Below are 21,420 nucleotides of genomic sequence, written 5' to 3'. Positions count from 1 at the left end.
TTGTGCGCGTGTTGGCAGGTCAGGCCCGCACGAGCGTGCCGAAGCTGGTTTCGCCCCACAGGTGGCTCGTGGGCGCGCCGGGAAACAGCCAGTGCGGCGAGCACTCGGCCGACGGCACCACGTTGCTGAAGCCGTGCAGCGCCGAGGTGCCCGCCAGCGTCTTCTCGAGCACCATCGACAGGTACTGGTCGTTGCTGCTTTCCTGAGTGTTGCCGTTGAGGATCACCTCGGCGCCCGTGGCCTGCGCATAGCGGCGGATGCCGTTGTGGCGCGACTGCAGCGGCGCCCAGCTGTCGGCCGACACGCCGTTCTCGCTGCTCACGCGCAGGCCGTCGCCCGTGCGATACACCAGCGAGTGGTTGCCTTCGGTGTGCCCCGGCGTGTGCACCAGCGCGACGCCGGGGCCGAGCTGCAGGCTGCCGTCGAAGGCGACGACGCGTTCGGCCGGCACCCCGTCCAGGCCGTGCGGGCAGTACCACTCGGCCTGCACCGGCAGCAGGCCCTGCACGTTCGCGAGTTCCTGGCGATGCACCAGCAGCTTCGCGTTCGCCAGCAGGCCCGGTGTGCCCTCGCTGCCGAGCCAGCGGCGCACGTCCTGCGTGTGCAGGTGGTCGTAGGTGATGTGGTCGATCTGTTCGGGCGCCACGCCGCAGCCGGCGAGCGCCTGCAGCACGGTCTGGTAGACCGGGGCGATCGCCTTGTGCAGGAACTTCGGCGTCTGGTCGCTCAGGCGCTTGAAGTAGGGCGTCTCGTTGCCGGCCTCGAAGTCGGCCGGCGTGAAGAGCAGCGTGCGCAGCCGGCCTTCGAAGTCGTCGTACTGGACGAGCACGGTGCGCGCCAGCAGGTGCACCATGTGCGGCTTGAGCAGCTGCTGCGAGTACACGCCGGTGAAGGCGAACCATGCGGGGTAGGGAATGCGCAGCAGGTTGAAGCTGCGCGCGAAGTGAACCGGCGGCGCGTCGAGCAGCCGCTCGCGCAGGGCTTCGGCGCCGTGGCGGATGGCGCGCAGGCGGTCTTGCGGCATGGCGGCGTGGCGCGTGCCGTCGAGTTCGGCGATCTGCGCGAAGCCGGTGGGGTCGGGGTCTCGGGTCATGGGGGTCTCCTGTGTCTGGATGCGTGGGCTTGTGGGTTCGTCGCTCAGTACATCGAGCGCCCTCCGGAGATATCGAACACCGCCCCGGTGCTGAACGAGCACTCGTCCGACGCCAGCCACGCCGCCATCGCCGCCACTTCGTCGACGTCGACAAAGCGCCCCATCGGCACGCGCGAGAGCAGGGCGGCGCGCAGCTGCTCGCGGTGCTCGGCGGGCACGTCCGCGAAGACGGCGGTGTCGGCCGCCGATGGCGTGATGCAGTTCGCCAGCACGCCCGAAGACGCCAGCTCCTTGCCGAGCGACTTGGTCAGCGCGATGAGCCCGGCCTTCGAGGCCGAGTAGGCGGCGTTGAAGCCATTGCCTTCCTTGCCCGCGACCGAGGCGATGTTGACGATGCGCCCGCGCCGCTGCGCCAGCATCAGCGGCGCGATGGCGCGGCAGCACAGCCAGGCGCCCGTGAGGTTGATGTCGAGCACGTGACGCCATTGCGCGGGCGTGTGCTCCCACGCGGGCACCGTCGGCCCGAGCACGCCCGCGTTGTTGACGAGCACGTCGACGCGGCCGAAACGCTCCTGCGACTGCGAAGCCGCACGGGCGATCTGGTCTTCGTCGCGCACGTCGACCAACGATGTGACCACGGTGCCCAGCGGCGCCAGTTGCGCCATGGCCTCCGCCAGCGTCGCGGCCTCGACATCCCACAGCGCGACGCTCGCGCCGTTCGCGAGGCAGCGCCGCGCGATGGCCAGGCCGATGCCGCGCGCACCGCCGGTCACGATCGCATGGCGCCCTTCGAGTGGCCGAGCGGGCGTGTCGGTCATGCCGTGGCGGCCTCGGCTCGCGGGGCGGTTTGGCCGAGCAGCCCGGCGACCAGCCCGCCCACCATCTCCGGGGGCACGCCCACGAGCAGCTGGCGCAGCATCGTCAGCGTGTCGAAGTACACGCGCTCGCACACCAGCCGGTCGCCCTCGAAGATGAAGAAGGCGTTCATGCGGCAGCGAAAGCTGTTGCCCGTCGGCGGCAGGCCCTTGAGCGGGCCGCGGTGCGTGCCGAGCAGCCAGAACTCCACGATCACCGAATCGTCGGCATGGCGCAGCTGGATGATCTCGTGGCGCTGGTCGGGGAAGGCGCGGCGCGTGTCGGTGTAGTACTGGCGCACGTCGGCGATGCCGTCGTGCACCTCGCCGCTGGGAATCAGCTCGTAGTGCGGGTGCGGGAAGGTGCCGAGCACCGCGTCGAAGTCCTGGCGGGTCTCGTCGGCGAAATGGTCGAGCACGAGGCGCTCGCGGCGGGCTTGCAGGTCGGTCAGGGTGGTCATCGGGGTGTGCTCCATGCGACAGGGGTGACAGGGGACATCGGGTTGCCGCGAATGCGTCGACCCGGGTGGCCTGCGTACTATCGACAGCCCCTCGAAGCCAGACTGTCCGGTGTTGGCAATCGAGGCTCCGGACAAACCCGCGATGCCACGCTCTTCCCCTTCTTCCAGCGCCAGCCCCGCCGAGCCGGACGTGCAGCCTTCGCCCGTGCACAACAGCGACATGCGGCTGGCCGACGACGTGCAGCAGCGCCTGCTCGCGGTGGCCCACCGGCGCACGCTGGTGCGCGGCGAATCGCTGTTCCACAAGGGCTCGTCGCCCGACGCGCTGTTCGGCGTGGTCAGCGGCTCGTTGCGCGTGAGCGTGGTCGCGCCGGGCGGACGCGAGGCGGTGATCGCGATGCTCGAGCCGGGCCACTGGTTCGGCGAGGTCTCGCTGCTGGTGGGGCGCGAGCGCGTTTACGACACCTGCGCCGTCGACACCACCGAGATGGCCGTGGTCGCCGCGGCCGACTTCCACCGGCTGGTGGCCGACCATCCCGATGTGCACATGGCCTTCACCCGGCTCGTGTGCCTGCGGCTGCGCCAGGCGCTGGCCTGGATCGACGACGTGATCCTGATGCCGCTGCCCGTGCGGCTGGCGCACCGGCTGCTCACGCTGGACGCGCGCGCGGTCGCGCCGACCGAAGAAGGGGGCGGCACGCTGCTGGGCGTGTCGCAGGAAGACCTGTCGTTCATGCTCGGCGTGTCGCGCCAGAGCGTGAACCGACAGCTCAAGCTGTGGGAGGAAGACGGCACGCTGCGCGTGCGCTACCGCAGCATCGAGTTGCTCGACCGCGCACAGCTGGAGCGGCACGCGGCCACGCCGCGCTGAGCGCGGCCGGGGTTCAGTCCATCCGCGCGCCCGAGGCCTTCACCGCCTTGTCCCAGCGCGGCGTTTCCGTCGCGAGGAAGCGTGCGAAGTCCTCGCTGCCCAGGTAGGCGGGGTCCGCGCCCTGGCTCACCATGCGCTCGCGCACCTCGGGGCTGGTCAGCACCTGCCTGAACGCATCGCTGAGCTTGGCGACCACGTCCTTGGGCGTGTCCTTCGGCGCGAGGAAGCCGTAGAAGCCCACCACCTCGAAGCCCTTGACGCCCGACTCGATGACGGTCGGCACGTCGGGCAGCGCGGGGTTGCGCTCGCGGCTGGTCACGGCCAGCGCGCGCACCTTGCCCTGCTTGTGATAGTTGGCGGCCTGCGGAATCGATTCGGCCATGAACTGCACCTGCCCGCCCATCAGGTCGGTGAAGGCCGGCGCGCTGCCGCGGTAGGGGATGTGCACCATGAAGAGGCCGGTCGCGGTCTTGAACATCTCGGGCACGAGGTGGCTGATGCCGCCGTTGCCCGCCGAGCCGTAGTTGACCTGGCCCGGCCGCGCCTTGGCGTAGTCGATGAACTGCTTGAGGTTCTGCACCGGCAGCTTGGGCGTGACCAGCAGCGCCAGCGGCTGCATCGCGGTGCGCGCGATCGGCACGAAGTCGCGCTGCGTGTTGTAGGGCAGCTTGCTGTAGAGCGCGCCGTTGATCACCGCCACCCCGGTGTTGGCCAGCACCAGCGTGTAGCCGTCGGCCGGGCTCTTGGCGACGAAGTCGGCACCGACCGAGCCGCCCGCGCCGGGCTTGTAGTCGACGATCAGCGGCTGGCCGAGCACGGCCTGCAGCTTGTCGGTCAACAGGCGCGCGTGCTGGTCGAGCGGGCCGCCGGCCGGAAAGCCGATGACGACCTTGATCGGCTTGTCGGGGTAGGCGGCCAGGGCCGCCGTGGTGCCGAATGCGCCGAACGCGCCGAACGCGCCGAGGGCGAAAGAAAGGACCGCCGATGCGGTCCGGGTGGGCTTGCTCATGATCCGTCTCCTTTTTTGTGAAGACGATCATAAGCAGCGCGGTCAGCTCGCCAGCGTGGCCTTCAGCGTGATCTCGGGCACGCTCGCCAGCGCCTTCGACAGCGGGCAGCCGGCCTTGGCGGCGGCGGCGATTTCCTGGAACTTCGCTTCGTCGAGGTTCGGCACGGCCGCGTCCAGTTCGAGCTGGATGCGGTCGATCTTGAAACCGGCGCCGTCCTTGGCCAGCCGCACGGCGGCCTTGGTGTCGATGCGCGTCGCGGTCAGGCCTGCCGCTTCCAGCGCGAAGGCGAAGGCCATCGTCAGGCAGGCCGCATGGGCCGCGCCGACGATTTCCTCGGGGTTGGTGCCGCGCCGGTCGTCTTCGAAGCGGCTGGCGAAGCCGTAGGGGTAGTCCTTGAGGGCGCCGGTCTCGGTGCTGACCAGGCCCTTGCCGGTCTTGCCGGCGCCTTCCCAGTGAACGCTTGCGTGCTTGTCTGCTGCCATGGACATTCCTTCAGTCAGGGTGGAGGGTGGATCGGAGGGAGAACCGCAGGTATCGCTCCGAAATCCGCGCCTGTCTGTAGTCGCAGAGCGCATCGCATCGGGGGCCGATGTCAGCCGCCGTGCACGCCCCAGGTGCTGCGCTTGAGCTGGCCCCGGACCTCGCCGCCCGGCCAGGCCTGCGTCGACACGCTCACATACCAGAGGCCGGCCATCAGGTCGGCCATCTGGGCGGGCGTCAACCGGCTCGTGCCGGTCCGCTCGTAGCCGGTGCCGTCGTTGCGCGGCTCCCCCTCGCTGGGCAGCGGCAGCTGGATCGCCAGCGGGCCGTTGCTGCCCGTGGCGGCGGGGCCGTAGAAGCCGACGACCGTCGCCGGGCCGCTCAGGCGTGCGGCGTTCACGCGCCATTCGAACACCCCGGTGGCCAGCGTCAGCGTACCGGCCGCCGAGCCGCCGGCCTTGCCCTTGTGCGGCGGGACCACGTCCTCGGTCCCGAGCCAGCAGTCGGCCACGAACCATGTCGGCGGTTCCTTGGACGGCTGCTCCGTCGCCGGGGCCGACATGCCGAACCGGGGAACCCGCGAGCAGCCCGCCGCGGCCAGGGCGGCCAGTGCGGCACCGAAGAGGGCGATGCGTCGGCGCAAGGTGGGGCGGGCGGGATCGGGCATGGCAGGCAGGCACAGGTGAAGCGGAGCCCGCACGATAGCCGATGCGCTGTGCCTACCCGACGTACGAAGAATGGGCGTCGCCAAGGTGACGCCCCGGGGGCTTCCCCGATGGGAGCGGCGGCCGGTGCGGCTTAGGCTGGCGCATTGCGCCTTTTCGCACCGCTTTCTTTCCCCTCTCCTTCCTCCTTCGCCTGTTCACAGACCATGCAACCACGCCCGCATTACAAGTTCTGGCCCAAGCGCCTCCCGCATTCGATCACCGTCCCCGCGACCTCGCTGTGGCACAACCTGGCCACCTCGGCGGCGCGCTACCCCGACAAGGCCGCGCTGGTCTTCTTCGGCCGCGTGCTGAGCTACCGCGACGTGGCCGACCAGGTCGAGCGGCTGGCCGGCACGCTGCATGCGCTGGGCGTGCAACGCGGCGACCGCGTGGTGCTGAACATGCAGAACTGCCCGCAGCTGGTGATCGCGCATTTCGCCATCCTGCGCGCCAACGCCGTCGTGGTGCCGGTCAACCCGATGAACCGGGCCGAAGAGCTCAAGCACTACATCGTCGACCCCGACGCCAAGGTGGCGATCACCACCGGCGACCTCGCGGCCGAGCTGGCCAAGGCCAGCGACGCACTGCCGCCCGAGCAGCGCCTGTCGCACCTCATCGTGAGCCAGTTCACCGACGCCTTCGATGCCGGCGTGACCGGCGACGACGCCCCCGCACCGGCCTGGGCCGACTGGCTCGGCACGCGCCACCCGCTGCCCGCGCTGGCCGACGGCCAGGTCATGGCGTGGACCGATGCGCTCGCGGCCGGCCACGCGGCGCCCGCGCACGTGGTGGGCGCCAACGACATGGCGCTGCTGCCCTACACCAGCGGCACCACCGGCCTGCCCAAGGGCTGCGTGCACCACCATTCGAGCCTCATGCACAACGCGATGGCCGGCCAGCTCTGGGGCCAGGCCACGTCGGAGGCGGTGGTGCTGGCCGTGGTGCCGATGTTCCACATCACCGGCGTGGTGAGCATGATGCACACCTCGATCCTCGCGGCGGCCACGCTGGTCATCATGCCGCGCTGGGACCGCGACGTGGCGGGCCGGCTCATCTCGCGCTGGAAGGTCACGAGCTGGACCAACATCCCCACCATGGTCATCGACCTCATGGCCAGCCCCAACTTCGCGAGCTACGACCTCACGAGCATGACCCACATCGGCGGCGGCGGCGCCGCCATGCCGCAGGCCGTGGCGCAGCGCCTGTTCGAGCAGTACGGCCTGAAGTACCAGGAAGGCTACGGCCTCACCGAGACCGCCGCGCCCTCGCACACCAACCCCTCGGATCACCCCAAGCAGCAGTGCCTGGGCATCCCGTTCATGAGCACCGACGCGCGCGTGGTCGACCCCGACACGCTGCAGGAGATGCCCATCGGCGAATCGGGCGAGATCATCATCCACGGCCCCGAGGTGTTCCAGGGCTACTGGAAGCGTCCCGACGCCACCAAGTCCGCCTTCGTCGAGTTCGAGGGCAAGCGCTTCTTCCGCTCGGGCGACATGGGCCGCATGGACGAGGAGGGCTACTTCTTCATCACCGACCGCCTCAAACGCATGATCAACGCGAGCGGCTTCAAGGTGTGGCCGGCCGAGGTCGAGCTGCTGATGTTCCGCCACCCCGCGATCCAGGAGGCCTGCGTCATCTCGACCAAGGACGACTACCGCGGCGAATCGGTCAAGGCCGTGGTGGTGCTGCGCGCCACGCACAAGGACACGACCGAGCAGCAGATCATCGACTGGTGCCGCGAGAACATGGCGGTCTACAAGATTCCGCGCAAGGTGGAGTTTGTGGATGCACTGCCCAAGAGCGGGAGTGGGAAGGTGATGTGGCGGTTGCTGCAGGAGGCAGAGAGCCCCCAAAAATAAGATGGGGCGTCGATGCGAACGCAGGAGCCCTGATCTACGAGGTTCGGTCATGCGGTGCCCGAGTCCGTGAGGTGCGCGCAGACCGAGGTCAGGAGCGCAGGGTGGTCTAAAACAGCGGGCGTCCGTGAGTCTCGTTGCGCATGCGGTAGTAGGCGGACCGTTCTGAAACAAGTCTGCGATTCACGGCGGGGCCCAAGAAGGCGGCGCGGTCGAGGCTCGCCAGCATGTAGTCCGGGACGTCGCGGTACGAGCCCGGCGTGAGCTGCCATTCGGGCCTGCAAGCGCGAAGCTTCGGCGCGTGTGCTTCGAGGTATGCCAAGCCTTCCGCAAGCCGGTCGCGAACTTCTTCGCCATATTTGCTCAGCGGGATTGGCTCACCGGGGCGAATCCGATTCCATGCGTATCGATCCGCCAGGACTTCGTTTGCGAAGCGCACCCGGCGGTGGCATTTGTCTCGCACCTCCAAGTCTTTGATGATCATGATTTCCAACTGGTCGAAATTGTCTTGACGGTGGCCGATTTCATGCTGGACGAGAAATGGGTAGATCTCCTCGTCGTCGAGTACTTGCCAATCCAGTTCCGGGCGCTTTGGCCCTACGGCACGCAAACGGTTTGCGTTGATGGCCGACGCAATGTTGATCACGGCGTGCTCGTCCCATTGAGGTTCGGCGACGGTCGCATCCTTGCAGATGCTGAGTGCCCATGGGGAGTAGGTTCCCCAGCATCCCATGTGCTTGTAGGTCGATATATTGAGAGCAAGCCCTGCTGCTTTGGTCTGCTCGAAAAACTCACGGTATTGGCGTCTGGTCAGGCGCAGAACATCTGCGTGCTTGGTTCTTTCTTGAGCCATTTTTCGGTCCTCGCGACGAGGGGTGGACTGGGCGATCTGACGTAGGTCAGGTCCTTTTCGCCTTCAAACCTTGCGCCGACCGGTGCAGGGCCTGCCGGCTCGAGAACCACTCGAAGTGGTAGAGCCGTTTTGCACGATTCCCTGAAGTGCTTATGGCGCTCCTTCGAGGGATTGTGCGGACACCGATGCATCACATGGCTCCGAGTTCACCCACACTACCTCCGATATGAAGGGGGCGATCGAGTGTTGTGTTGCACCGTTGTAAGTAGCTGCCTTTCTAGGCGTGCGGCGTTAGGCCATCCGCGAAGACGAAAACAAGTGCATCTGTAGAGCGGGCACCGGGGGCGCCGCGCGATCCCGCCGGTGCGGACGCGGTCGCGCTGTCACGGGCAGGGTGGTACTGCGGCCTTTTTGCTTAAAATGAGAATAATTCTTATTTGTAGGCGGAGCCCCCGCCGCCGCGCCGCCCGCCATGTCCGCTGCCGAAGCCGCCTTCCAGCAAGTCCACACCCTCTACAGCGACCACCACGGCTGGCTGCAGTCGTGGCTGCGCAAGAAGCTCGGCAATTCGTGCGACGCGGCCGACCTGGCGCAGGACACCTTCGCGCGGCTGCTGACGGCGCGCAACCCCGAGGTCATCGTGCAGCCGCGCGCCTACCTCACGAGCGTGGCCAAGAACATCCTCGTGAACTGGTACCAGCGCCAGGCGCTGGAGCGGGCCTACCTGGAGGCGCTGGCCGTGATGCCCGAGCCCGAGGCGCCGTCGCCCGAGCAGCGGCTGGTGATTTTGCAGACGCTGCACGAGATCGACGCGATGCTCGACGCCCTCAAGCCGCTCGCGCGCCGGGCCTTCCTGCTGTCGCAGCTCGACGGCATGAAGTACGAAGACATCGCGCGCGAGCTGGGCGTGTCGCTGGTCACGGTCAAGCGCTACATGCAGCAGGGCTTTCGGGCCTGCCTGGCGGTGATGGCATGAGCGCCGCGCCGGGCCGCCCCAAGCAAGCTCGCGCCGAAGTGCGAAGCACGAAGGCATTCTGATGAGCGCGATGAATTTCGAAACGTCAGCACTTGCGCCGCGCGTGCTCGACGAAGCCGCCGAATGGCTGATGCGGCTGCACGACAGCGCCGTCACCGACGAAGACCGCCGCGCCTGCGAGCGCTGGCGGCAGAGCCACCCCGACCACGCCCGCGCCTGGGCGCGCGCCGAGCAGCTGATGAACAAGCTCGGCGGCCTGCCGCCGGCGCTGGCGATGTCTTCGCTCGCGCGGCCCGCGCGCGGCAACGCGAACAACCGCCGCGCCACCCTCGGCCGGCTGGCCGCGCTGCTGGCGGCCGTGCCCGCCGGCTGGCTCGGCTGGCAGGCGGTCGAGATGGCGGGCGAGCGCGGCTGGATGGCCGGGCACCGCACCGCCACCGGCGAGCGCCGCGAACTGCGGCTGGCCGACGGCAGCCGCCTCACGCTCAACACCGCCAGCGCGGTCGATGTGCACTTCGACGGCACGCAGCGCCGCGTGGTGCTGCAGGCGGGCGAGATCTTCATCGCCACCGCGCCCGACCCCGCCGCCGCGCACCGCCCGTTCCGCGTGGCCAGCGCCGGCGGCACGCTGGAAGCCTTGGGCACGCGCTTCAGCGTGCGCAAGGAGGCGGGCGGCGCCACCCACATCGCCGTGCTCGAAGGCGCGGTGCGCATCACGCCCGAGCGCGCCGCCGCGCGCGTGCTGCCGGCGGGGCAGCAGGCCCGCTTCACGGCCGACGGCATCGACGACTTCCGCCCGGCGGACGCCTCGGTGCTGGCGTGGACCCAAGGCATGTTGCTGGCCGACGGCATGCGGCTGGCCGACTTCGCCGCCGAGCTGTCGCGCTATCGCCCCGGCCTGCTGCAGTGCGACGCGGCGGTGGCCGAGCTGCGCGTCTCGGGCGCCTTTCCGCTGGCCGACACCGACGGCGTGCTGCGCATGCTGGTGTCGACCTACCCGGTGGATGCGGCGACGCGCCTGCGCGGCTACTGGGTCACGCTGGTGCCGCGAGCGGCACAAGAAGAAGGCGCGACGAGCGCTTCGAAAAATATATCGATCCGGGGGTGAGACTTTTTTTCGTTTCGGCTGGCAAGGAGGGTGAAGAACCCACCGTTGCCCAACCGAAAGGCCCGTCTCCATGTCCGCATCCCGCCCGTCCGCCTTGCGCCCGTTCGCAGAGCGCCGCCTGAACACCGTCCTTCGCCATGCCCTGGTGGCGCTTGCCCTCGGCGGTCTGGCCGGCGCGGGAGGGCCGGCCTTCGCACAAGCGTCGTCGTCCTCGCTCGACGCCGCCGCGTCCCGCGCCTACGACATTCCCGCCGGCCCGCTGGGCCGCACGCTGGCCGCCTTCGCAGCCGGCAACGGCATCGCGCTGTCGTTCGACCCCGCGCTCACGCAGGGGCGCAGCAGCCCCGCAGTGGCGGGCCGCTACACCGCACGCGAAGCCATCGAGCGCCTGCTTGCGGGCAGTGGCCTGCAGGTGGTAGCGCGCACCGACGGCAGCTACACGTTGAACCGCCGCGAGGCCGGCACGCCCGCCGCAGGGGCCGGCGGCATCGACACGCTCTCGCCTGTCACCGTCACGGCCGAGGCCGACCGCAGCGGCACCACCGAAGGCACCGGCGCCTACACCACGCGCGCCACGGCGGCGGCCACCGGGCTGGCGCTCTCGCCGCGCGAGACGCCGCAGTCGGTCACCGTCATCACGCGCCAGCAGATCGAGGACCAGAACCTGCTGTCGCTCGGCCAGGCCATGCAGAGCGTGCCCGGCGTGTTCTCGGTGAGCTCCGACAGCGACCGCACCGACCTGTACGCGCGCGGCTTCTACATCGACAACTACCAGTACGACGGCGTGCCGACCACGGTCACCACCGACTTCTTCGGCGCCTCCACCAACGACCCGGTGCTGTACGACCGCATCGAGGTCGTGCGCGGCTCGACGGGGCTGCTCACCGGCGCGGGCAACCCCTCGGCCTCGGTGAACCTGGTGCGCAAGCACGCCGACAGCAAGGTGTTCGCCGGCAACGCGTCGCTCGCGCTGGGTTCGTGGAACCTGCGCCGCGGCACGGTCGACCTGCAGACCCCGGTGACGAAAGACGGTCGTGTGCGCGCCCGCCTCATCGGCATGACGGAAGACCGCGATTCCTTCATCGACATGTACCACGGCCGCAAGCACGTGCTGTACGGCGTGGTCGATGCCGACCTCACGCCCAGCACCACGCTCAGCGTGGGCATCGAGTCGCAGGCCACGCGGCCCACCTCGTCGACCTGGGGCGGCCTGCCGCTGACCTTCAGCGACGGCACGGCCACGCGCTGGGACCGCTCCAAGACCGTCGGCACGCCGTGGACCCACTGGGACACGACCACCACCACCGCCTTCGCGAACCTCACGCACCAGTTCGACAACGGCTGGAAGCTCAAGGCCAACGGCTCGCACCGGCAGAGCAGGCAGAACGCCAAGCTGCTGTACCTGTACGGCGACCTCGACCGTCTCACGGGCACCGGCCTGGGCTCGCTGCCCGGCTACTTCGAGCACCAGTTCCGCCAGAACAGCCTCGACCTGCAGGCCACCGGCCCCTTCACGCTGCTGGGGCGCACGCACGAACTCGTGGTGGGCGTCAGCAACAGCCAGTCGCGCTACGTGGAGGCGAGCCATCCGCGCACCAGCGCGTTGCCCGACACCGGCAACTTCTACGACTGGAACGCTGCGTCATACCCCGAGCCGGGCTGGGACCCGCTGAAGGTCTCGGCCATCACCAAGACGCGCCAGACCGGCACCTACGGCGCCGCGCGCCTGTCGCTGGCCGATTCGCTCAAGCTCATCGTGGGCGGGCGCCAGAACAGCTGGCGCTCCACGCGCCTGACCGCCGACGCACCGGTCACGCGCAAGCACGAGGTGTTCACGCCCTACGCGGGCCTGGTGTACGACCTGAGCGAGAACTACTCGGTGTACGCGAGCTACACCGACATCTTCCAGCCGCAGAACTACCGCGACGCCAGCGGTTCGTACCTCGACCCGGTGACCGGCAAGAGCTACGAGATCGGCCTCAAGGGCGAGCACCTGAACGGCAAGCTCAACACCTCCATCGCCGTCTTCCGCGCCGAGCAGGAGAACGTGGCGCAGCGCGACGGCACCAAGCTCGTGCCCAACTCGAGCGAAGGCGCCTATTACGGCGCGCGCGGCGTGACCAGCAAGGGCATCGAGCTGCAGGTGTCGGGCGAACTGGCCCCGGGCTGGCAGCTCAACGCGGGCATCGCGCGCACGCTGGGCCGCGAAGGCAACGGCAACCGCATCAACACCGCCATGCCGACCACGCAGGCCACGCTGTTCACCACCTACCGGCTGCCCGGCGCGTGGCACCGGCTCACGCTGGGCGGCGGCGTCAACTGGCAGAACCGCACCTCCTACGCGTACAGCGTGGGCGATGTCGACCTGCGCTACCAGCAGGGATCGCGCGCGGTCGTGAGCCTGATGGCGCGCTACGCCTTCACGCCCAAGCTGGCGCTGCAGCTGAACATCGAGAACCTGTTCGACAAGAAGTACTACAGCAACATCGACGGGCAGGCCTACTTCGGCACGCCGCGCAACGCGGTGGCGACGCTGAGCTACGCGTTCTGAGCGGGAAAAGGCGGGGGGCATGACCCTTTTTTCGTTCTCGTTTGTCATGTAGGGGAGGGGCGCATGTCCGCGCCCCGTTTTCCGGTCCCCGATGAACACCCGCACCTCCTCCTTTTCTCCCGCCCTGCGGCTGCTGTCCCGCGTCGCGGCCGCCGTGTTCGGCGGCTACGCGCTGGCCTCGGCCGCCGCCGTCTTCCTGGCCGCCGTGCTGCCGGCCGGCCCCGCCGAGGCCGCGCTCGGGGGCATGCAATTCAGCTTCGCGGTCTACACCGTCGCCGTGATCTGGGCTTTTGCGCCCGTGTCGCTGTCGCGCGCCTGGGCCGGCCTTGTGCTGCCCGCCGTGGTGCTGGCCGGGCTCGGCCTGGCCTTGCGCGGCGCGGGAGGCGGGGCATGAGCACGAAGACAACCAAGGCGCCGTCGCAAGGGGGCTTTCGCCAGGCCCAGGCCTGGCTGCACACCTGGTGCGGGCTGTGGTTTTCGTGGCTGCTGTTCGCGGTGTTCCTCACCGGCACGCTGGCCGTGTTCGACGAGCCCATCACCCACTGGATGACGCCGGAGCACCACGCCGAGGAAGCCGCCGCCGCAGCCAAGAAGGAGAAGGGCGAGCCCACGGCCGACCGCGCGCAGCGCCTGGCCTGGGGCATGGCCTACATGGCCGAGCACCACCCGGGCGCCTCGATGTGGGAGCTGTGGCCTTCGGACGCGCAGGGCGGCGGCGAGTTGCGGGTGTTCTGGTTCGACGCCAACCGGCAGTACGCAGGCGTCGCGCTCGACCCCGCCACCGGCAAGCCGCTGAAGGAAGACGGCGGCCACGCGGCGCGCGCCACGCTCGGCGGCCACCACTTCGTCGACTTCCACTACGAGCTGCACGCCGGCACCGTCGGCCTGTGGATCGTCGGCATCGCCGCGATGGCGATGCTGGTGGCGCTGGTGTCGGGCGTCATCACGCACAAGCGCATCTTCAAGGACTTCTTCACCTTCCGGCCGAAGAAAGGCCAGCGCAGCTGGCTCGACGCGCACAACGCCGTGGCGGTGCTGACCTTGCCCTTCCAGTTCATGATCGCCTACACCGGCCTCGTGATCTCGGGCACCAGCTTCATGCCGGCCCCCAAGGTCTTGCACTACGGCACGGGCCCGCAGGCGCAGGTGCGCTTCGTGTCCGAGCTGGGCGACAGCGACAAGCCCGCCGCCACCGGCCGCGCGATGCCCGTGCCCGTGCTCGAACCGTTCGCGGCGCGCGGCCAGGAGCGCATGGGCCAGCCGGTGCGCGCGGTCGTCATCGACCACCCGGGCGACGCGGGGGCGCGCATCGGCGTGTACGGATGGAACAGCGACGACGAATCCGCGCGCCGGCTCAGCGCCACCACCGGCATGGTGCAGTTCTCGGCCGCCAGCGGCGAGGTGCAGCGCGTGCGCCTGCCGGGCGCCGCGGACGGCGGGGCCGCCATGCTCGCGCAGTCGGCCATGGGCGGGCTGCACATGGTCACCTTCGGCGGCTGGCCGATGAAGTGGCTCTACTTCCTGTGCGGTCTCGCGGGCACCGCGATGATGGGTTCGGGCGCCGTGTTGTTCATCGTCAAGCGCCGCCAGAAGCACCTGGGCGAGTTCGGCGGCGCGACGGCGCGGGTCTACCGGCTGGTCGAGGCGCTGAACGTCGCGGCCATCGCCGGGCTGGCGATCGCCTGCGTGGGCTACCTGTGGGCCAACCGGCTGGTGCCGGTCGGCATCGGGCACCGCGCGGACCGCGAACTGCAGGTCTTCTTCGCGCTGTGGGCGCTGGCGCTGGTGCATGCCTTCGTGCGCCAGCCGGCGCGCGCGTGGCGCGAGCAGCTCGGTGCGCTGGCCGCGTTGTGCCTGCTGCTGCCGGTGCTCAACTTCGTGACCACGGGCGATCACTTGCTGGCGCAGTTCCTGCGCAGCGATTGGGAAAGCCTCGGGGTCGAACTGGGTGTCGTGGCCTTCGGGTTTGCGGCGCTGGGCGCGCTGCGCCATCTGCTGCGAAAGGCGGCGCGATGACGACGGCATGGGCTTCGTGGCTTGGCCTTGCGCTGGCGTATGCGGGCATGGCGTGCCTGAGCTTTGCCATGGACCGGCACCACGAGCAGCTGACGCGCGGACGCGAAGTGCCCGCGCGCCGGCGCACGGGCTTGCGCGCGATCGGCATGGTGCTGCTGGCCGCGGCCGTCGTGCCCTGCGTGATGGCGTGGGGCCCCACGGTCGGGACGGTCGCGTGGCCGGGCTTCCTGTCGGCGGGTGCTTTGCCGGTGGCCTTGCTGTTGCCGTACCGCCCACGCGCCGTGGCGTGGGGCGCCGGCGCTGCCGCCGTGGCCGGTGGTGCGGGGCTGGCGCCGGTGCTGGTGGCGCTGCTGCGCTGAGTCGCGCGGCGCCCGCCGTCAGTCCACCTTGATGGCTGCGGCCTTGACCACCTGCTGTGCCTTCGCGGTCTCGTCGGCGATGAACTTGTTGAACTGCACGGAGGGCATGGTGAAGGGTTCGGCGCCGAGCTTCTCCAGCCGCTCCTTCAGTTCGGGCGCGACCATGATCTTCGCGACCTCGGCCTGCAGCCGTTCCACCACGGGCTGCGGCGTTTTGGCGGGCGCGAACAGGCCGACCCAGAACAGGTAGGCCGAGCCCGGCACGCCGGCCTCCACCGTGGTGGGCGCGTCGGGCAGGGCGGACGAGCGGCCGGCGGTGCCCACGGCCAGCGCCTTGAGCTTGCCGCTCTTGATCAGCGGCAGCGCCGACACCATCGGCGCGAAGAACCAGTCGACGCGCCCGGCCATCACCTCGGTCATGGCTTCGGGCGTGCCGCGAAAGGGCACGTGCTGCGCGTCGACGCCGGCCGCGAGGCGGAACACCTCGGCATTCATGTGCGTGGCCGAGCCGTTGCCCGCGGAGCCGTAGTTCAGCCCGCCGGGCTTGGCCTTCGCCTTGGCCACGAGGTCTTTCACGTCGGTGAAGTGCGACGGCGAGGTCACCAGCACGTTGGGCAGGCTGGCCATCGGCGTCACGCCCGTGAAGTCTTTGAGCGTGTCGTACGACAGGCCCTTGTAGATCCACGGGTTCACGAGGTGGCCGGCCGAATGCACCAGCAGCGTGTAGCCGTCGGCCGGCGCCTTGGCGGCGATGGCCGCGCCCAGCGTGCCGCCCGCGCCGGGGCGGTTGTCCACGATCACGCTGGTGCCCAGCGCGGGCCCGAGCTTCTCGGCCACGAGGCGCGCGACGATGTCGGTGCCGCTGCCTGCCGTGAAGGGCACGACCAGCTTGATGGGCTGCGTGCCCGGCCACGCGCTTTGTGCATGGGCGCCGCCGAGCGTGCAGGCCGCCAGCGCCGCGGCGATCGTGAGTGCCTGTCGGCGGCTCCAGGGGAATGTCTTCTTCATGCGTCTTGTCTCCGTTGATTTGTTGGTGCGAGCGATGAATGACTGACTGGGAAAGGAGGGCGTCAGGCGGGCGGTGCGTTCGCCATCACCAGCGCCACCAGAACCGGGCGGTTGCTGCGGTTCTCGAGTTGGCGCTTCTCGCCGGGCGCGAAGCGGCAGCTGTCGTAGGGCTGGAGCACGTCTTCCTGGTGCGCGCCGTCGAGTTCGCCGACGACGTGCAGCTCGCCCTCGAGCACGAGGTAGAGCTTCTCCATCGGCGAGCCGTCCAGCCCGGTGTGCCCGCCCGGCAGGATCTGGCTCATGCCCATCCACATCTGCGTCGAAGGGCCGGCCTCCTTGCCCTGCAGGCGCAGGCAGCGCATGTCGAAGTGGTTGGGCGCCTCGTAGTGCGGCGCCTCGCTGAAACGGGTCACATGCATGGTGGATGTCCTGGTGGGGGGTCAGGGGCGCAGCACGACGCGGTCGGTGCTGCCCGACAGCACGAGCCGGTAGGCGTCGAGCGCCTCGTCGAGCGCGAAGTGGCGTGCCACGGGAAAGGGTTTCAGCGTGCCGCGCTCGAAGCCTTCGCGCATCGCGTCGAGTTGCGCGGTGGAGGCCACGCAGTCCATCGCCAGCGAGTCGATGCCCACGTAGGTGTGCATGCCGCGGTAGAACGCGAAGATGTCGAAGGGCACCGCGCGGTCGTGCGTGGCGATGAAGATCTGCGTGGCCCCCTTGGCCATCGCCTTGTTGGCGGCCTCGAAGTAGGCGCTGCCCACGGTGTTGTAGACGAGGTGCGCGCCGCGCCCGTCGGTGAGCTCGCGCACCTGCGCGCCCACGTCGGCGTGGTGGCGCGCATCGACCACGTCGACCGGCGCGCTCGCGAACCCCGCGAAGGGCCCCGGGCCGCGCTGCACCGCGATCACGCGCGCGCCGGCCTGCGCGGCCAGCTGCACCGCCGCCTGCCCGACCTTGCCGTTGGCGCCCAGCACCAGCACCGTCTGGCCCGCCTGCGGCATGCCGCTGCGCCGGAAGCCCTCGTAGGCCGTGACGAAGGGCACGCCCACCGCGCCGGCCTCGTCCATTGAGATGCCCTTCGGCTTGGCGCGCAGGGCCGCCTCGGGCAGCACGAGGTAGCGTGCATGCGAGCCGTCGCGCGTGATGCCGACATCGCCGCCCGAGCCGTAGACCTCGCGGCCGATCCATGCCGACGGGCCGCTCACGACGGTGCCCGCGAAGTCGCGCCCCGGCGTGCGCGGCCAGGTGGCCTGTGGCATGAGGCCCAGCGCGGCCTTCACGTCGCTCGGGTTCACGGCGGCGGCGGCCACGCGCACCACGGCATGGCCGGGCGGCGCCACGGGCTCGGGCTGCGGCGCGGCCTCCAGGTGCAGCGCCTCGAGGTTGGCGGCCTTGCCGTTCACGCGCAGTGCGCGCGGTTCATGAAGGATGGCGCTCATCGTGCGGCTCCCTGAACGGCGCGGGTGTCGGCCAGCCCCAGCATCGCGCGGGCCTCGCGCGGGTTGGCGACCTCGCCGCCCAGGCTGCGCAGGATGTCGCGCGCCTTCGCCACGAGCTGCGCGTTGCTTTCGGCCAGCACGCCTTTCTCGAGGTAGATGTTGTCTTCCATGCCCACGCGCACGTGGCCGCCCAGCAGCCACGACTGCGCGACGATCGGGAACTCCGTGCGGCCGATGCCGAAGGCGCTCCAGAAGGCGCCGCGCGGCAGCAGGTTGCGTGCATAGAGCAGCGTCTCGGGCGTGGGCGCGAAGCCGTACTTCACGCCGAGCACGAAGGTCCACATGGCGGGCCCGTCGAGCGTGCCGTCGGCGATGAGGTCCAGCGCCAGGTGGATGTCGCCCGAGTCGAAGATCTCCAGCTCGGGCTTCACGCCGGCCTCGCGCATCACCTTCGCCATGCGGCGCACGTTCCTCGGCGTGTTGATCACCACGTCGGGGCCGGAGTTCATGGTGTTGAGGTCGAGCGAGCACACGTCGGGCCGGATCAGCGCGATGTGCTCCACGCGCTTCTCGGGCGGCAACAGCGTGGTGCCGGGCGCGGCGATCTTCGGGTCGTCCTCGCTCGGAATGAAGCGCCCGCCCGGCCCGGTCGTGAGGTTCACGATCAGCTCGCGGTTCTCGCGGCGGATGCGGTCGACCACCTCGCGGTACAGCTCGATCTCCATCGAAGGCTTGCCCGTCTCCGGGTGGCGCACGTGGATGTGGACCTGCGCCGCGCCGGCTTCGGCGGCGGCCAGGCATTCGTCGGCGATCTGCACCGGCGTGATCGGCAGGTGCGGCGTCTGCTCGGGCTTCACGAGGTTGCCCGTGACGGCGCAGGTGATGAGCGTCTTCGCGTTGTTCACAGGTGGCGCCCTCCGTCGACCACGATGCGCGTGCCGGTGACGAAGCGCAGCGTGGTGGCCAGCGCCTCCACGGTGGCCGCCACGTCGTCGGGCTTGCCGATGCGTCCCAGCGGCGTGGTGCTGGCCATCTTGTCGGCGAACTCGGCACCGCGCCCGGGCACGAAGCCCGACTCGACCGCGCCCGGCGACACCGACACCACGCGCACCGCCGGCGCCAGCGCCTTGGCCAGCGCATCGCCCACCACGTCGAGCCCGGCCTTGGCCGCGACATACGCGAGGTTGCTGCCCACGCCCGTGAAGCCGGCGATGGACGAGATGTTGACCACCAGCCCGTCGCCGGTGGCCTTGAGCATAGGCGCGAAGGCGCGGATGGTGGCGAACACGCCGCGGAAGTTGGCGCGCAGCAGGTCGTCGATGAGGTCGTCGGTCAGCGCGTCGAGGTCGCCGGCCGGCACGGGCTGCGTGTGGCCCGCGCTGTTGACCAGGATGTCGCAGCGCCCGTGCGCGGCCTTCACCTCGGCGGCGGCGGCCTGCAGGCTCGGCGTGTCGACGATGTCGGCGCGGATCGCGCCGTGGCGCTGGCCGCTGTCCGAGGGCAGGGCGGCGGCGCGCGCGGCGGCGTTGTCGTCGCCACTGCGGTGCAGCAGCACGCAGGTGGCGCCCAGCGCGGCCAGCCGCGTGGCCGTGGCATAGCCGATGGCGCCGAGGCCGCCGGTGATGACGGCGATCTTGCCGTGGAGTCGGGATTGGGGATCGAAGCTCATGGGATGAAGGGAAGTTGCGGAATCAGGGGATCGGTGGGCGGGGGAACTTCATCTCGCCCGGCTCCAGCTGGAAGTCGTACTGCAGCGTGGCGCTACCGCCGTCGGGCGCGAGCGCGAAGCGGCCGATGAGCTGGCGCGTCACGCCGAAGGTCGGGTCGCTCTCCAGGTTCTCGTCGTCGTCGGCGAACACCTGCGTGACCAGCACCTTGTGGCCCGGCTTGCTCAGCATGAAGTGCAGGTGCGCGGGCCGGTTCGGGTGGCGCTGCTGCGCGCGCAGCAGCACGCCGCACGGCCCGTCGGTGGGCACCGGGTAGCCGGCGGGGCGCACGCTGCGGAAATGAAAGCGGCCTTGCGCGTCGGTGGTGAAGCGCCCGCGCAGGTTCATGTCGTCCTGTTCCGGGTCCTGGTTCTCGTAGAGCCCGACCGGCGAGGCCTGCCACACGTCGACCGTGACATCGGCCATCGGCTGCCCGCCCACGTCGCGCACCGTGCCCGTCACCTCCAGCGGCGTGCCCGGCGTGCCCGAGCGCGCAATGCTCTCGCCCGCCGCGCAGGCCGGCGAGTTGGCGCGCCAGAAGGGGCCCAGCAGGGCGGCCGGCGATTCGCCGTGCGGGTCCTGGTTGTTCTGCAGCGCCACCACGGTGGACACGCCCAGGATGTCGGCCGCCAGCACCACCTCGTTCTTGGTCTCGCCCGTGGCGTGGCCGATGGCGACGATGAATTCGAGCGCCTGCTCGAACTCCTCCTCGGTCAGCTTCACCTCCTGGACGAAGGCATGCAGATGGCGCGTGAGCGCGTCCATCACGGTGCGCAGGCGCGGATCGGGGGTGCGTTGCATGGCGTCGAGCGCAAAGCCGAGCACCGAATCGGGGGAGGTGGCGATGTTCATCTGCAATCCTTGCAATCGTTTGCATGATATTACGGCAGATTCCGGAAAAGTAAAATGGCAGGTATCCGAGACGTCAGAATGGGAATTCGCCAACCGATGCGCACCGGATGACCAACAATCGTTTGCACCAATGAGCACCCATCCCCCCTCCAGCCCCGTCACCATCCGCGACGTCGCCCGTGCCGCCGGGGTGCATGTGTCGACCGTGTCGCGTGCGCTCAGCCCCGAGAAGCGCTCGCTGATCAGCGACGAGGTGCTGCGCGTGGTCGAGGAGGCCGCGCAGCGCCTGGGTTACCGGCCCAACCGCGCGGCCTCGGCGCTGCGCACGGGCCGCACCCACACCATCGGCGTGCTGGTGCCCGACATCACGAACGCGGTGTTTCCGCCGATCCTGCAAGGCATCGAGGCCAGCGCGGCCGCGCGCGGCTACTTCGTGTTCGTCACCAACGTGGTCGATCCGGCGCTCGCGCGGCCGGTGCTCGAGCGCATGCTGGCGCAGCGCGTGGACGGCGTGATCCTGGCCACCGCCACGCGCGACGACCCGCTGGTCGACTTCGTCGCCAAGGCCGGCATGACGGCGGTGCTCGTCAACCGCGCCGACGAGACCGGCCGCCTGCCCGCCGTGGTGAGCGACGACCGGCTGGCGATGAAGCTCGCGGTCGATCACCTCGTGGGCCTGGGCCACAAGCGCATCGCGCACCTGGCGGGGCCGCAGACCATCCCCACCGGCGTGGGCCGCCTGCTGGGCGTGGAGCAGGCGCTGCGCGACCACCGCATGAAGCCGGCGCGCATCGTCGAGTGCGCGAGCTACAGCCGCGAGGCCGGCGCGGCCGCGATGAAGCAGATGCTCGCGGCCGGCGCCGCGCCGCAGGCCGTGGTCTGTTGCAACGACCTCGTGGCGCTGGGCGCCTACGACGCGCTGCGCGAGGCCGGCCTGCGCGTGCCGAAAGACATCTCGATCACCGGCCACAACGACATGCCGCTGGTCGACATGGTCGATCCGCCGCTCACCACCATCCGGCTGCCGCACCGCGAACTCGGCTGGCGCGCGGCCGAGATGCTGTTCGAGGAGATCGACGGGCAGGCGCTGTCGGCCTCCACCGTGGTGCTGCGCCCGGAGCTGGTGGTGCGCAAGTCGACGGCCGCGCCGGCTGCGCGCTGAGCGAAGACGAAAACAAATGCATCCGCAGGGCGAAGCGCGCACTTCGCGCCGAGAATCG

Annotated in this window: 22 protein-coding genes; 9 read left to right on the top strand and 13 right to left on the bottom strand. The window is 69.9% G+C overall.

Annotation, left to right across the window (positions count from 1 at the left end; all coding sequences use genetic code 11):
• Positions 1-19 precede the first annotated feature (19 nt).
• The 3 genes from AC07XP_RS14685 to AC07XP_RS14675 are packed head-to-tail and all read right to left on the bottom strand — an operon-like array spanning position 20 to position 2,408.
• Entirely contained in the window at positions 20-1,093 is a 1,074-nt protein-coding gene (locus tag AC07XP_RS14685) for an MBL fold metallo-hydrolase (RefSeq protein ID WP_495265094.1), read from the bottom strand.
• 44 nt (positions 1,094-1,137) lie between these two features.
• A complete protein-coding gene (locus AC07XP_RS14680; protein ID WP_495265093.1) occupies positions 1,138-1,911 on the bottom strand; it encodes an SDR family NAD(P)-dependent oxidoreductase in 774 nt (257 codons plus the stop codon).
• The gene (locus tag AC07XP_RS14675; RefSeq protein ID WP_223301409.1) at positions 1,908-2,408 is read right to left on the bottom strand and encodes an ester cyclase; all 501 of its coding nucleotides are present in this window, start codon (positions 2,406-2,408) and stop codon (positions 1,908-1,910) included. Before AC07XP_RS14675 ends, AC07XP_RS14680 begins: the two co-directional genes overlap by 4 nt.
• A gap of 142 nt (positions 2,409-2,550) precedes the next feature.
• Between AC07XP_RS14675 and AC07XP_RS14670 the strand changes: the two genes are divergently transcribed.
• Positions 2,551-3,279, top strand: a complete 729-nt coding sequence (locus AC07XP_RS14670) for a Crp/Fnr family transcriptional regulator (protein ID WP_495265092.1) — start codon at positions 2,551-2,553, stop codon at positions 3,277-3,279.
• 13 nt (positions 3,280-3,292) lie between these two features.
• On the opposite strand, the gene AC07XP_RS14665 is transcribed toward AC07XP_RS14670, so the two are convergent.
• From AC07XP_RS14665 to AC07XP_RS14655, 3 genes are all read right to left on the bottom strand, one after another.
• On the bottom strand, positions 3,293-4,288 hold the full coding sequence (locus AC07XP_RS14665; RefSeq protein ID WP_495265091.1) for a Bug family tripartite tricarboxylate transporter substrate binding protein: 996 nt from the start codon (positions 4,286-4,288) through the stop codon (positions 3,293-3,295).
• A 42-nt stretch (positions 4,289-4,330) separates the two neighbouring features.
• Positions 4,331-4,771 (bottom strand): OsmC family protein, encoded by a 441-nt coding sequence (locus tag AC07XP_RS14660; protein ID WP_062475918.1) that lies wholly within the window; start codon positions 4,769-4,771, stop codon positions 4,331-4,333.
• A 110-nt stretch (positions 4,772-4,881) separates the two neighbouring features.
• Complete coding sequence (locus tag AC07XP_RS14655) at positions 4,882-5,436, bottom strand: CHRD domain-containing protein (RefSeq protein ID WP_487848251.1); 555 nt, start codon at positions 5,434-5,436, stop codon at positions 4,882-4,884.
• A gap of 204 nt (positions 5,437-5,640) precedes the next feature.
• On the opposite strand from AC07XP_RS14655, the gene AC07XP_RS14650 reads away from it, so the two are divergent.
• Positions 5,641-7,338 carry a long-chain fatty acid--CoA ligase gene (locus AC07XP_RS14650; RefSeq protein WP_495265090.1) on the top strand — a complete coding sequence of 566 codons (1,698 nt, stop codon included), beginning with the start codon at positions 5,641-5,643 and terminating at the stop codon, positions 7,336-7,338.
• Positions 7,339-7,444: 106 nt separating this feature from the next.
• On the opposite strand, the gene AC07XP_RS14645 is transcribed toward AC07XP_RS14650, so the two are convergent.
• Positions 7,445-8,188 (bottom strand): hypothetical protein, encoded by a 744-nt coding sequence (locus AC07XP_RS14645; RefSeq protein WP_495265089.1) that lies wholly within the window; start codon positions 8,186-8,188, stop codon positions 7,445-7,447.
• 472 nt (positions 8,189-8,660) lie between these two features.
• Between AC07XP_RS14645 and AC07XP_RS14640 the strand changes: the two genes are divergently transcribed.
• From AC07XP_RS14640 to AC07XP_RS14615, 6 genes are all read left to right on the top strand, one after another.
• Positions 8,661-9,164 (top strand): sigma-70 family RNA polymerase sigma factor, encoded by a 504-nt coding sequence (locus tag AC07XP_RS14640; RefSeq protein WP_495265088.1) that lies wholly within the window; start codon positions 8,661-8,663, stop codon positions 9,162-9,164.
• A 61-nt stretch (positions 9,165-9,225) separates the two neighbouring features.
• The gene (locus AC07XP_RS14635) at positions 9,226-10,272 is read left to right on the top strand and encodes a FecR domain-containing protein (RefSeq protein WP_495265087.1); all 1,047 of its coding nucleotides are present in this window, start codon (positions 9,226-9,228) and stop codon (positions 10,270-10,272) included.
• A 70-nt stretch (positions 10,273-10,342) separates the two neighbouring features.
• A complete protein-coding gene (gene fhuE / locus AC07XP_RS14630) occupies positions 10,343-12,823 on the top strand; it encodes a ferric-rhodotorulic acid/ferric-coprogen receptor FhuE (protein ID WP_495265086.1) in 2,481 nt (826 codons plus the stop codon).
• A 91-nt stretch (positions 12,824-12,914) separates the two neighbouring features.
• Positions 12,915-13,217, top strand: a complete 303-nt coding sequence (locus AC07XP_RS14625; protein WP_495265085.1) for a DUF3649 domain-containing protein — start codon at positions 12,915-12,917, stop codon at positions 13,215-13,217.
• Positions 13,214-14,839, top strand: coding sequence for a PepSY-associated TM helix domain-containing protein (locus tag AC07XP_RS14620; protein ID WP_495265084.1), 1,626 nt, complete (start codon positions 13,214-13,216; stop codon positions 14,837-14,839). The genes AC07XP_RS14625 and AC07XP_RS14620 overlap by 4 nt, the downstream gene beginning before the upstream one ends.
• Positions 14,836-15,198, top strand: coding sequence for a DUF3325 domain-containing protein (locus tag AC07XP_RS14615; protein WP_495265083.1), 363 nt, complete (start codon positions 14,836-14,838; stop codon positions 15,196-15,198). Before AC07XP_RS14620 ends, AC07XP_RS14615 begins: the two co-directional genes overlap by 4 nt.
• 18 nt (positions 15,199-15,216) lie before the next feature.
• Here the strand turns inward: AC07XP_RS14615 and AC07XP_RS14610 are convergent, their stop codons facing one another.
• The 6 genes from AC07XP_RS14610 to AC07XP_RS14585 form a co-directional block, all read right to left on the bottom strand.
• Complete coding sequence (locus tag AC07XP_RS14610; RefSeq protein WP_495265082.1) at positions 15,217-16,206, bottom strand: Bug family tripartite tricarboxylate transporter substrate binding protein; 990 nt, start codon at positions 16,204-16,206, stop codon at positions 15,217-15,219.
• Positions 16,207-16,268: 62 nt separating this feature from the next.
• Positions 16,269-16,625 (bottom strand): cupin domain-containing protein, encoded by a 357-nt coding sequence (locus tag AC07XP_RS14605; RefSeq protein ID WP_495265081.1) that lies wholly within the window; start codon positions 16,623-16,625, stop codon positions 16,269-16,271.
• A gap of 21 nt (positions 16,626-16,646) precedes the next feature.
• Positions 16,647-17,642 (bottom strand): quinone oxidoreductase family protein, encoded by a 996-nt coding sequence (locus tag AC07XP_RS14600; protein WP_495265080.1) that lies wholly within the window; start codon positions 17,640-17,642, stop codon positions 16,647-16,649.
• Positions 17,639-18,547, bottom strand: a complete 909-nt coding sequence (locus AC07XP_RS14595) for a beta-keto acid cleavage family enzyme (RefSeq protein ID WP_495265079.1) — start codon at positions 18,545-18,547, stop codon at positions 17,639-17,641. The genes AC07XP_RS14600 and AC07XP_RS14595 overlap by 4 nt, the downstream gene beginning before the upstream one ends.
• The gene (locus AC07XP_RS14590) at positions 18,544-19,311 is read right to left on the bottom strand and encodes an SDR family NAD(P)-dependent oxidoreductase (protein WP_495265078.1); all 768 of its coding nucleotides are present in this window, start codon (positions 19,309-19,311) and stop codon (positions 18,544-18,546) included. The genes AC07XP_RS14595 and AC07XP_RS14590 overlap by 4 nt, the downstream gene beginning before the upstream one ends.
• 22 nt (positions 19,312-19,333) lie before the next feature.
• Positions 19,334-20,200: a dioxygenase family protein gene (locus AC07XP_RS14585; protein ID WP_354343708.1), complete on the bottom strand. Its 867-nt coding sequence runs from the start codon at positions 20,198-20,200 to the stop codon at positions 19,334-19,336.
• Positions 20,201-20,330: 130 nt separating this feature from the next.
• Between AC07XP_RS14585 and AC07XP_RS14580 the strand changes: the two genes are divergently transcribed.
• On the top strand, positions 20,331-21,362 hold the full coding sequence (locus AC07XP_RS14580; protein ID WP_062477653.1) for a LacI family DNA-binding transcriptional regulator: 1,032 nt from the start codon (positions 20,331-20,333) through the stop codon (positions 21,360-21,362).
• The last annotated feature ends 58 nt before the right edge of the window (positions 21,363-21,420 follow it).

This window comes from Variovorax sp. GW531-E2, from assembly GCF_059423125.1.
The sequence above is the reverse complement of the archived record's forward strand: the minus strand, read 5'-3'. Positions and strand labels throughout refer to the sequence as shown.